Genomic DNA, 12,660 nt, shown 5'->3' with positions numbered 1-12,660 from the left:
GCCCTCATCGCATCAACCTCCCAGGATTCCGTCTTGAGCCAGCACGCTTTCCCGCGTACCCGTCCGCGCCGTCTGCGCCGCGCCGAATTCATTCGCGGCATGGTGCGCGAGCATTCGCTGCATGCGAGCCAGCTGATCCAGCCGATCTTCGTCGCCGAAGGCGCGCAGAAAGGCGCGGTGTCGTCGATGCCCGGCGTGGTACGGCTGGACATTCCGGAGCTGGTCGCCGAGTGCCAGGAGCTGCTCGCGCTCGGCGTCGGTTGCGTCGCGCTGTTTCCGGTGCTGCCGCAGTCGCTGAAGAGCGAAGACGGCGCCGAGGCGCTGAATCCCGACGGCCTGGTGTGCCGTGCGATCAAGGCGGTGAAAGCGGCCTGCCCGGACTTAGGCGTGATGGTCGACATCGCGCTCGATCCCTACACCACGCATGGCCACGACGGCCTGCTCGACGAGCATGGCTACGTCACCAACGATCTGACGCTGGAGATGCTGCGCAAGCAGGCGCTGCTGTATGCGCGCGCCGGTGCGGATATTGTCTCGCCGTCGGACATGATGGACGGCCGCATCGGCCAGATTCGCGAAGTGCTGGAGCGCGACAGCCAGCACAACACCATCATTCTTTCGTACGCGGCCAAGTACGCGTCGAGCTTCTACGGCCCGTTCCGCGACGCGGTCGGCTCGGCGGCGAACCTCGGCCGCGGCGACAAGCGCACCTACCAGATGGACCCGGCGAACACCGACGAGGCGCTGCGCGAGGTCGAGCTGGATTTGGCCGAGGGCGCCGATATCGTCATGGTCAAGCCGGGCATGCCTTACCTCGACATCATTCGTCGCGTGAAAGACAAATTTGAAGTACCGGTGGCGGCCTACCAGGTCAGCGGCGAGTACGCGATGCTGCACGCGGCGATCGCCAACGGCTGGCTCGACGAGCGCAAGGCGCTGATGGAGGCGCTGCTGTGCTTCCGCCGCGCCGGCGCCGACATCGTGCTGACGTATTACGCGAAAAAAGCCGCGAAATGGCTGGCTGAATAAGCATGGCCGCATCACGCTACGCGGTGATCGGCCAGCCGATCGCGCATTCGCTGTCGCCGCGCATCCATCCGCTGTTCGCCGCGCAATTCAGTATCGAGTTGAGTTACGAGGCGATCGAGATCGCGCCGGCTGAACTCGCAGTGCGTCTGCCGCAACTGCATGCAGACGGCTATAGCGGCATCAACGTGACCTTGCCGCACAAAGCCACGGTCGCCGCGCTGTGTGAAAGCGTCAGCGAACGCGCGCAACTTGCCGGCGCGGTCAACTGCCTCAAGCGCAGCGACACAGGCTGGGTCGGCGACAACACCGACGGTGAAGGTCTGATGCGCGATCTGGCGCGTCTCGGCATCGCGGTCGCGAGCCAGCGCGTGCTGCTGCTCGGCGCCGGCGGCGCCGCGCGCGGCGTGATCGCTCCGCTGCTCGCACTGCAGCCGAAAGAGCTGGTCGTGTCCAGCCGCAATCCGTGGAAGCCCGAAGAACTCGCGGAGCGATTCAAAGGCCGCGGCCCGCTGCGTCCCTGCACGCATCTGGCGCTGAAAGGCGATCACTACGATCTGATCATTAACGCCACGTCCGCCGGCCACGATGGCAGCATGCCGCGCCTGCCCGGGCCGCTGCTGGTCTCAGGCGGCAGCTGCTACGACCTCAGCTACGGCAAAGCGCACGCCCCGTTCGCCGCCTGGGCGCAAAGCCAGGGCGCCGCAAAAATCGCCGACGGCCTCGGCATGCTGGTCGAACAGGCGGCGGTGTCGTTCGAGATATGGCTCGGCAAGAGCCCGGATGTCGAGCCGGTGCTGGCGGCGTTGCGCAACAGCTAGCCGCAACGCCGTTGCAGCGCGTCGATCAAGGCGCCTTGATCTTGACGATGTAGTCCTCGACTTCACCGAAGATCACTTTGCCGGTGGCTTTGACGGTGCCTGTGTCAGCAGGGCTCAAGCGGAAACGCGCATAGGTCAGGCCGAGGGTCGCGGCGTCGGGCACCGGGAACTTGAGCGTGTTGGTGCCGTTGCTGACTACGATCTTCGCGAAGATCTGCTCGCCTTCATCGCTCCAGTCACCATCGGCATTGAAGTCGATCCAGGCGTCGAGTTGCGCGGTGCCGCTCGGTGCGGTGGCAACGACGGTGACCTTGGCCTTGGTGCCGGGTTTGAGCTTGGGCAGTGTCACACCGTCCTCGTCGTCGCTGCCGGCGATGTCGTCACCGGTGGCGCCGCTGTTGGGCTGACCATCCGTTTCGGCGTCGATGCTGCTGCCCAGGTAGGGGCCGTCGGTGTTGATGAAGTGGCGCGCGCCGTTGTCGGCGACGACGGTCGGGTAAGGTGCCGGCGCGTCGCCGTAGTCGGTGCCGATGCGGAATGTGTGCACAGCGCCGCCGTGGGCTCCTTCGGGTACGTTCTCGTCGGATGATCCGATCACGATCCTCGATCCTGCCAGCGCCACGGATTGTCCAAAGCCGTCATGCCCCGACGAGGTGGCGGAGACCAGCCGGGCTTGCTCCGTCCAGGCCGTGCCCGACCGCGCAAAGACTGTTGCGCTTCCCGGTGTCGTTGGCTGCGTTGCAGGAGAGGGGGCTCCGACCAGCGCCAAGTCGCCGGCCACGCTCACCGAGGTGCCGAACAGGCCGAAGGATTGGTCGACCGAAGACTGCAATCTCGCCTGATGTGCCCAAGCGGTTCCCGTGCGCAGATATACGTGGGCTGCGCCCGTTGCCTTTTTGCTGATGTATTCTCCGGACGCACCCACCAAAGCCGTACTGCCGGAGATGGACACCGCGCAACCGAGGTTCGCCGGGGTTGCAGTCGACGTGTTTTCCGGCAATGTCAGCATGGCTTGTTGCGCCCAGGTCTCACCGGAGCGGATAAAGACATAGGCGGCTCCGGCGCCCAGCTCATGATTCGGGGAGCCGACCAGGGCATAGCCGTCGCTCAGCGCGACAGCCGAACCAAATCTGTCGTTGGCCGTTCCACCGGTTGCAGACAGCCGGGCCTGCTGGCTCCAGCCAGAGTCCGTGCGAGCGAAAACATAGACCGAGCCCTGATTCACATTCGAGCTCGTGTCGTCGAAAGGCGTGCCGACCAGCAGGCTGTCTTCGTCAATGGCGACCGAATGGCCGAAATCGTCATAGGCTGCGCCGTCGGAAGCGACGAGCTTGGCCTGCTGGCTCCAGCCAGAGTCCGTGCGAGCGAAAACATAGACCGAGCCCTGATTCACATTCGAGCCCGTGTCGTCGAAAGGCGTGCCGACCAGCAAAGTGTCCCCGGACACCGCGACGGAATATCCAAACTCATCGCCGCTGGACGGATCGGGCGCCTCCAGCCTGGCTTGCTGTACCCAGTTGTCTGCGTCGAGCACGAAAACATAGGCTGAACCTTGCTGATCGTTCGAGCCGATATCGTCGTTGGGCACGCCAACGAGCAGCGTGTCCCCGGACAGGGCGACCGAATAGCCGAAGTGATCGTAGGCCGCCGCACCGTTGGCCACCGCCGTCAGTTTTGCCTGCTGTTCGCCGAGACCGTCGGCGAGCGCGAAAACATAGGCGGCACCCTGATCCACGTCACCGCCAATGTCGGCGCCAACAGCACCGACTATCGCGGTGCTGGCCGACAATGCGACCGATGTGCCAAAGGCGTCGTGGGCGCTACCGTCGGCGGCGGTTAACCTGGATTGCTGGAGCCATTGCGTTCCCGAGCGTGCATACAGGTAGGCCGAACCCTGGTCTTCATTGGAGCCGACGTCGTCGCGTGCGCCGATCAGGGCGATATCGCCCAGCAGCGCAACGGCGTAGCCGAAATCTGGGGCGTGTGATTTGAGCTTGACCTGCTCAGTCCAGTTGGCTTCCGAACGAACGAACACGTAGGCGGTGGACTCGTAGTAGCCGCCGATCAATGCCGTGTCGCCGTCCAGCGCGACAGCGTGGCCGAACGACGCGTATTGACCTGAGCCCGATCCGATCAAGTGGGCCTGTGTCTGCCACACTGCTCCCGAGCGCACGAACACGTAGGCCGAGCCCGACCCGTGTTTGGGATAGCTGTCGTGAGACGCCCCTACCAGGGCGGTGTCTCCTGATAACGCAACGGAGTTGCCGAAGCGGTCGTAGTTTTTGCCGTCGGACGCGGTCAGTCTTTGCTGTTGAGACCAGCTTCCTGCGGAGCGGACGAACACATACGCCGAGCCGCCTTGAGTGATGCCTTTCTTGGAGCCGAAGTCGCCGGGCGACCCGACCAAGGCGGTATCGCCAGACAAGGCGACGGCACTCCCAAACCCGTCTCCATAGATGCCGGCGCCGGTTAGCTTGACCTGTTCCACCCAGGTCGGTCCCGTGCGTAGATAGATATAAGCCGCTCCGGGTCCGGGGGTGACGGCGCTGTCTGGAGATCCGTTCTCGCTTTCAGGAGCTCCGACCAGGATGGTGTCTGCGGACAAGCTGACAGACGCGCCGAAACGATCGTCTGCCGTGGCGTCGCTGGCTCTCAACTGCTGCTGCAGCTGCCAGCTGCCTTCGGTATTGGAAAATACGTACACGGCGCCGTAGCCGTTGGCACCCGGAGCACCGACGAGCAGGGTTGTATCGTTAACCGCAACGGCGGCGCCGAAATCTTGGCTCAGCGAGTTGTATCCATCGCCCGCGTTTTGAATCGTTTGTTCTTCGTTTATAAGCAGAGGATCGACGGTCAACGGGTAGTGCGCTTCGCGATCGTCGAAAACGATGTCGATCCGGCTATCGCCTGATGTTTCCAGCTTCGCCGGCAGCACGAGCCCGTTCGCATCGGTGACGACCAGCTTGCCGTAACTCAATTGATGGCCGTGGTTGTCGCTAAGGCGCAAGCCACCGGTTGCGGTTTCTGTCACCTGCATGCCGGTGATGCCGAGCAGAATACGAACCTCGTCTCCATTCGCTTTATGCACCTCGTCGACGAGCGGACGCTGATCGATCGTGTAACCGTGTTCGAGGCCGTTGCTGGCATTGATGAACCATTCGGTCCATCCCGCGCGCCGGTACTCGACGCGAGGGCCCTGCGCGATCGGCTGCACGGCTTCTGCATCCTGACGGTGAGCGCCGCGTGTCATCGCGACGGTACGCAAGCGCAAGGATGCCGGTGTTTGTTGCGATTGCTTGCGCTGATCACGGGTCGGCGAATTGCGCGATGATTCAACGCGGCCACCATCGCGGTTAAAGGCGAGCCGAAAATCCTGCTCCGCATTGTGTGCGCGGATCGTGGTCGGCTCGGACGGCAGGGAGGCGGCTTCGTACTGCGCCTTCGCAATCTGCTGCTGGATTCCCGTCCAGGCTTGGGCCGTGATGCCCTGAGGGATAACGCCTGAAGCGATCCGCTGGGTTTTTGCCCCTTTCTCCGCGCTCTTTGCAGAGGGCGGCGCAACCGCATCGATGGAGATGTTATCCACATTGTGATCGGCGACGCCGGCAAGGTAAGCCAGATCGTGATCCACCGGCTGTTGTGCTGCATAAGCCGATGTGCAGCACAGCGCGGAAACTACCATCACGTGGAGCAGACTCTTGAAAGAGGGCTGCATAAATTTTCTCCGGTGTCTTTCGAAACGCACTACGGTGTCTTGACCTTGACGATGTAATCCTCGACTTCACCGAAGATCACTTTGCCGGTGGCCTTCACACCGCCGGAATTTGCCGGGCTGATGCGGAAGCGTGCATAGGTCTGGCCGACGACGGCCGTCGTCGGCACGGTGAACTTCAGCGTGTTGCTGCCGTTGCTGACGACGGTCTTCGTGAAGACCTGCTCGCCGGCATCGCTCCAGTCACCGTCGGCGTTGAAGTCGATCCAGGCGTCGAGCTGGGCGGTACCGCCAGGTGCGGTGACGACGATGATCGCCTTGGCATTCTGGCCGGGTATCAGCTTGGCGATCGTCACGCCGTCTTCGTCATCGGATGTCGCGATATCGTCGCCGGTGGCGCCGCTATTGGGCTGGCCGTCGGTTTCCGCATCGATACCGCTGCCCAGGAAGGGACCATCGGTATTGATGAAATGGCGCGGACCGTTGTCGGCGACCAGGGTCGCGTAGGGCGATGGCGCATCGCCGTAGTCGGTGCCGATGCGAAAAAAGTGGACAGAACCGCTGTACTGGCCTTCGGCTGTGAGGCCTTGCGGAGCACCGATCAGTATTTGAGCGCCGGAAAGGCCGACAGGGGAGCCGAACTGGTCGGAAGCCGCGCCATCGGCTGCCGTCAGTTTGGATTGCTGCTCCCAGCCGGTGGAGGTGCGCAAAAACAGGTAAGCAGCACCCTGATCGGTTTTGCCGTCGACGTCGCTACGATTGGCGCCGATCAGCGCCGCGTCGCCCGCAAACGCGACCGAAGTTCCGAAAGCATCATCCAGAGCTCCGTTGATCGCTCTAAAGGTCTGGGCCTGCTGCCATTTGCCGTCGGAGCGCTGATACAAGTAAGCCGAGCCTGTGTCACCGTCGCCGGGTACGCCGATCAGGACGGCGTCGCCTGATAGCGCAACCGCGTTTCCAAAATTGTCGTAGCGCTCGCCGCTGGACGACTCGGATAGCTGCTGCTGCAGCTTCCATTGAGAACCCGATGCCACGTAGATATAAGCGGCTCCCTGGTAGATCTTGTCGCCGTTGCTCTGCAAGGGAGCGCCGATGACGGCGGTATCCGAGGACAGCGCGAGGGCGGCCCCGAAACTGCCGCCCTTCGAAGGAATCAATTTGGCCTGCTGTGTCCACAGGGAGCCGGATCGACCGAATACGTAAGCCGCCCCCTGGCCGCCGTTGAAGCCGGTCGCTCCTATCAGCAGTTTGTCGCCGGACAGGGCAACGGCGCTGCCGAAATTCAGTCCGGGCACGGCACCTGGATCCTCGGCGGCGCTGAGCGCGGCCTGCAGCGTCCAGTTCGGGCCAGTGCGCACGAACACATAGCCGCCACCTTCATCGAAGTCTCCGCGACCCGATGCACCGACGAGAGCGGTATCGCCATCGAGTGCAACAGCGCTGCCAAAAAAATCGCCCGACATCGCGTCAGCGATGGTCAGCTTCGCCTGCTGCTTCCAGCCTGTATCCGTATGCACGTAGACGTAGGCCGCACCTTGATTGGCGATCGAATCCGTGGAGTCGCCGGGAACTCCGACCAGGGCCGTATCGCCGGAAATTGCGATCGAGGTACCAAAGTATTCGCGATAGGCTCCGTCATTCGCCATCAGCTTGGACTGCTGCGTCCAGGTGGTTCCGGACCTTGCGAAGACGTAGGCGGCGCCCTCGTCTTCCGCAAGACCATCGACACGTGGCGCGCTTACTACAGCCGTGTCGCCGACGATCGCGACCGCCGCTCCGAAGTCGGGGGAATATGGCTGCGTCGCGCTGTCGTCGGCGACCAGTTTCGATTGCAGAGGCCAGTTCAGCCCGTCACGGTGAAACACGTAGGCCGCGCCGAATCCGCGTAAAACGCCGACGATGGCCGTATCGCCAGATAGCGCCACCGCCGATGCGGTGAAGGTGTTGGGCGCCGTATCCTCGCCGGCGACGAGCTTGGCCTGCTCGGCCCATGCCGAGCCGGACCGCGAGTAAAGGTAGGCGGCCACATCGCTCGCGTCGACGCCTATCAGAGCCGTATCGCCGGTGAAGGAAATCGATCCGCCGAAGAGGCAGCCGGACTCCTTGGGCTTGAACTTCGCCTGCTGCGGCCATTGGGTGCTGCTGGTTCGCACGAAGACATAGGCAGAGCCGGATTTCTGACAGTCTCCGGGTGCACCGACGATCGCCGTGTCACCCGATAGCGCTACGGCTTGACCGAAGGTGTTCGAGGCGTAGCCGTCAGTCGTCGTCATGACGAGTTGCTCGGTCCATATGCTGCCCGAGCGTGCAAACATGAAAGCACGCAGCCGGCGGTTCCCGACCAGCGCCAGATCACCTTCGATCGACACGGCGGAACCGAAATGGTCGCCGGATCCGCTGATGCTCGGTTTGAGTCGCGCCTGCTGCACCCAGTGCGTGCCGGAATGAACGAACACGTAGGCCGAGCCCTGGCCTTCATGAGCGCCTAGCGCCCCGACCAGCGCGCTGTCGCCCGAGAGAGCGACGGACGATCCAAAATTGTCGCCGACACGGGCATTGTCGCTGGTCAGCCGCTGCTGCAGCGTCCAGGCCGATCCGTCTGACGTGAAAATGTAGGCGGCACCGAAGCCTAGGGCTTCGGGCGCTCCAACCAGCAGCGTTCCAGACGTCATCGCGATGGCGCTGCCAAGCAGGCGCTTACTGTAATTCGGCCAATCGGCCGGATTGGTTATCGCCTGCTCTTCATTCACCAGCAGTGGATCGACCGTCACCGGGTAGCGCGCGTCGCTGTCGTCGATCGCGATCTCGATCCGGTCTGCGCCCGGTGCGCTCATCGTCGATGGCAGCGTTCGGCCATTGGCGTCGGTCGCGATCAGTTTTTCGTACCGTAGCCTGCGTCCATCGGCGGCGGTAAACCTTAAACTCTCGCGCATGCCGTTGGCAGCCTGCATGCCGTCGACCGACAGCAGAATCTTCAATGGCTCGGTCGCCGAGCCAACGCCTGCCGGCACATCGACAGGGCGTCGATTCAACGTGTAGCCGTGCTCGATACCGCCAGGGCTGTTGATGAACCATTCGGTCCAGCCGTCGCGGCGGTACTCGACGCGCGCCCCGTCAGCGACTGGCGGTACGGCTTCAGCCGGTTGTTGTCGCAGTCCCCGCGCGAATGCTGTGGTCTGTAATTTTAGGGGCTGTCGATTTTCGGCGTGGACTTCATCACGAATTTGGCCGACGGCGCTGCGATTGCGTAGCGATTCGAAGCGCGAGCCTGCACGGCTGAAGCTCAGACGCAAATCCTGCTTCGGATTGTGCGCGCTGACCGTAGCCGGATCGGCCGGCGGCGGTGCCGCTTCGTATTGCGCCCTGGCGATCTGCTGTTGGATACCGGCCCAGGCTGCTGCGGTGATTTGCTGCGATGGGACGTCAGCTGATGCAGCCGTCGCCATCGACGGCCAGCACAGGCTCAGCATCACAGTAGCGAGCCATTTTTTCTTTGCATGTCTCATGGATTCCCCTTTGCGTCGCGCTGCTGCTACGGCGCCTTGACCTTGACGATGTAGTCCTCGACTTCGCCGAAGATCACTTTGCCGGTGGCCTTCACACCGCCGGAATCGGCCGGGCTGATGCGGAATCGTGCATAGGTCTGGCCGATAGCGGTCGTCGTCGGCACCGTGAATTTCAGCGTGTTGGTGCCGTTGCTGACGACGGTCTTCACGAAGATCTGCTCGCCGGCATCGCTCCAGTCGCCGTCGGCGTTGAAGTCGATCCAGGCGTCGAGTTGGGCGGTGCCGGCGGGCGCGGTGGCAACCACCGTCAATTTGGCTTTCTGGCCGGGAATGAGTTTGGGTAGCGTCACGCCGTCTTCGTCGTCGCTGGTGGCGATGTCATCGCCCGTAGCACCGCTGCTCGGAGCACCGTCGGTCTCGGCGTCGATTGCACTGCCCAGATACGGGCCATCGGTGTTGATGAAATGGCGCGGGCCGTCATCGACCAGTTTCGTCGGATAGGGCTGCGGCGCATCACCGTAATCGCTGGCAATGCGGTAGATGTGGACAGAGCCGCCGTCGAGACCCTCCGGTACGTCGGCACCGGGTGCGCCCACGACCATCGCTGATCCGGACAGTGCTACCGAGCCGCCGAAGAATTCGTAGTCGGTGCCATCGGGATCGTGAAAATCCTGTTGCTGCTTCCAGTTCGACTCCACCCGGACAAAAACATAGGCCGCGCCACGGGCATATTTTCCGATCGTGTTGAACGACGCGCCGATCAGCGCAATGTCTCCGGCGAGGGCCACGGAGTGGCCGAAGTAATCGGCCGCCGCCCCGTCGCTCGCCGTGAGTTTGGCCTGCTGTATCCAACTGCTACCGGAGCGCACGAACACATAGGCCTGACCCTGGTCCGCGTGGTACTGGGCGCCGACCAAAGCGGTGTCTGCCGATATTGCGACCGAATAGCCGAAGTAGTCGTATGCCCCGCCGTCACCGCCTTTCAGCTTGGCTTGCTGTGACCAGGACGTGCCGGACCGAACGAAGATCGTCGCCGTACCCTGATCGACAATCCCGCCAATGTCTTCGCCATAAGCGCCGATTACGGCGGTGTCGTTCGATATTGCAACCGAATGGCCGAAGTGGCCTCCACCGGTCATCTTGGCTTGTTGCGCCCATGCAAGGCCGGAGCGCACGAAGACGTATGCAGCGTTCGCGCCCTCGGTGCCGATCAATGCGGTTTCTCCAGACAGAGCGACGGACACGCCGAACTGGTCTGATTTGGCGCCGTCTGCGGCGGTCAGCAGTGCCTGTTGCTCCCAGGTATCTCCCGAGCGCAGGTAGACATAGACCGCGCCCTGGCCCGAGTTGGAGCCGACCTGATGCAGGTCCGCACCGATCAATGCCGTGTTGCCCGACAGCGCGACCGAAATGCCGAAGTGATCGCCTTCGGCGCCATCTGCGGCAACCAGCTTGGCGCTCTGGATCCAGTCGCTGCCGGAGCGCACGAATACGAACACCGAACCCTGCTCGATGTTGGCGCCGAGATCGTCGCCGGGAGCACCCACCAGCAAGGTGTCGCCGGATACCGCGACCGACTGTCCAAAATTGTCCTCGACAGCGCCGTCTGACGTGGTGAGTTTGGACTGCTGCGTCCAAGCAGCTGCCGAACGGGTGAACACGTAGGCGGACCCCTGGTTCCGATACGATCCGAAATCGTCTCCGAATGCACCGACCAGGATGGTATCTCCGAACAAGGCGACGTCGATCCCGAAGGCATCGGATTGGCCGCTGTCTTCTGCCCTGATCTTGGCCTGCTGAGTCCAGATCGTTCCCGAACGGACGAAGATATAAGCCGAACCTTCATAGCTCGTTGCGCCATTGTCACCGCGTGCACCGATGATCACGCTGTCGCCAGACAAGGCGACGGTATCGCCAAAGTTGCCGACCGGCCCATCGTCCGCGCTCAGCTTGCTCTGCTGGTTCCAATTCGTACCGTTTCGCACAAACACATAGGCCGCTCCGGCTGAGCCGATCAGAGCGGTGTCGGCTGACAAGGCTGCCGCGGTACCGAACGCGTTGCCCACCGTCCCATCCAGGGCTGTGAGCTGGGCCTGCTGAGTCCAGGCCGTGCCGGACCGAACGAACACGTAGGCCGAGCCTTGCTCGTTGTTTGCGCCGACATCGTCAAGAGGCGCGCCGACCAGGGCGAAGTCTCCTTCAAGTGCAACCGAAGACCCAAAGCGGTCGTCCTTGGCCGCATCGCTGGCAACCAGCTTGGTCTGCTGCGTCCAGGTGGCTCCGGAGCGCACGAAGACGAAGACGGATCCGCGCTGCTCTTTGGTCCCGAAGGCATCGCTTGAAGCGCCGACCAGTGCGGTGTCGCCGGAAAGTGCGACGGACAAACCGAAATCGCCCGCGCCGTCGCCGGCTTTCAACGCTGACTGCAGCACCCAGTCTTCCGCGGAGCGCGTAAAAACGTAAGCCATTGAGTACGAGCCGATCAGCACGGTGTCGCCGTCCATCGAAATGGAAGCGCCGAAGGTGTTGGAGTCGTCGGCTGTCAGTCGCTGCTTCAGTGTCCAGTCGCCGCCGGCGCCCTCGAAAACGTAGACCGCGCCTCGCCCGAGCGCGCCGGGGGCGCCGACCATCAGGACTCCATCGCCGAGGCTTACGCTGCCACCGAATTGCCGGTAGACGTAGGCGTCCTCGTCGTCGCCAGGGTTTTCCAGCAAGCGTTCTTCGTTAACCAACAAGGGGTCGACCGTCACTGGATAGCGTGCTGCGCGGTCGTCAAACACAATCTCCGCACGGTCGGTACCGGCGGTGGCGAGCATCGATGGCAGAAGCTGGCCATCGGCATCTTTGACGATCAGTTTGTCGTAGCGGAGTTGGCCACCGAGTCCGTCGCTGAATTGCAGGCTGCCATCCGGCTGCGCGCCGACCTGCATGCCGGAAACCGACAGCGAAATTCTCACCGGCGCATTCGGGGTGCGCGTTGTCGTGCCGGATAGCGGGCGCTGCAGCAAGGTATAGCCATGCTCAACGCCATCGGCCCCGTTGACGAACCATTCTGTCCAACCGCCGCGCCGATACTCAACGCGTGCGCCTTCCGCAACGGCGGGTACTGGCTCTGCGTCGATGCGCTGCGTGCCGCGCGATATAGCGAGTGTTTGCAGGCCTAGACTGCGAGCGCCAGGTTCACTGCTGCGTCGGGAGTTGATGAGCGCGCCATCCTCGCCGAAGAGGAGGTGCAAATCCTGTCTGGCGTTATGTGCGCCGATCGTGTTCGGGACAGATGGGAGTGCAACAGCCTCGTACTGCGCTTCGACGATCTGTCGCTGGATCCCAGCCCAGGCTTGCGGCGTGATGCCCTGTGGCGCGGCGGAAACCGACGCGTTCTGGCCACCGGCAGGCGACGCTGCGGCGCTGTCAAAAAAAGCCGCGATGCTGATGACCCACGACAGCGCAATGAAACGAACGCATAAACGCGTGACTGACGACATGGCCCGCCCTCCCTGACTGCCGCGCCGCGACCAGCGGCGGCTGTTTCCGTGCATCCCCTGCTCCGACGCTATGCGATGTCGGTTACAGCCGCAATCACGATGGTCGGTTT

General features: G+C 63.0%; 5 protein-coding genes. 2 read left to right on the top strand and 3 right to left on the bottom strand.

Annotation, left to right across the window (positions count from 1 at the left end; translation table 11 throughout):
- Positions 1–33 precede the first annotated feature (33 nt).
- Together hemB and aroE are read left to right on the top strand one after the other, a co-directional pair.
- A complete protein-coding gene (hemB, locus tag ACQZF9_RS20420; protein WP_428310804.1) occupies positions 34–1,029 on the top strand; it encodes a porphobilinogen synthase in 996 nt (331 codons plus the stop codon).
- Between the two features lie 2 nt (positions 1,030–1,031).
- Positions 1,032–1,847 (top strand): shikimate dehydrogenase, encoded by an 816-nt coding sequence (aroE, locus tag ACQZF9_RS20415; RefSeq protein ID WP_428310803.1) that lies wholly within the window; start codon positions 1,032–1,034, stop codon positions 1,845–1,847.
- A 25-nt stretch (positions 1,848–1,872) separates the two neighbouring features.
- On the opposite strand, the gene ACQZF9_RS20410 is transcribed toward aroE, so the two are convergent.
- From ACQZF9_RS20410 to ACQZF9_RS20400, 3 genes are read right to left on the bottom strand one after another with little or no spacing between them, the layout of a single operon-like run.
- Entirely contained in the window at positions 1,873–5,562 is a 3,690-nt protein-coding gene (locus ACQZF9_RS20410; protein ID WP_428310802.1) for a GEVED domain-containing protein, read from the bottom strand.
- A 29-nt stretch (positions 5,563–5,591) separates the two neighbouring features.
- Complete coding sequence (locus ACQZF9_RS20405) at positions 5,592–9,065, bottom strand: GEVED domain-containing protein (RefSeq protein ID WP_428310801.1); 3,474 nt, start codon at positions 9,063–9,065, stop codon at positions 5,592–5,594.
- A gap of 26 nt (positions 9,066–9,091) precedes the next feature.
- On the bottom strand, positions 9,092–12,550 hold the full coding sequence (locus tag ACQZF9_RS20400) for a GEVED domain-containing protein (protein ID WP_428310800.1): 3,459 nt from the start codon (positions 12,548–12,550) through the stop codon (positions 9,092–9,094).
- Positions 12,551–12,660: the final 110 nt, after the last annotated feature.

The organism is Hydrocarboniphaga sp. (assembly GCF_965279055.1).
Classification (GTDB): Bacteria; Pseudomonadota; Gammaproteobacteria; order Nevskiales; family Nevskiaceae; genus Hydrocarboniphaga.
Note: the sequence above shows the minus strand (reverse complement) of the source record. Positions and strands in the feature narration are given on the sequence as shown.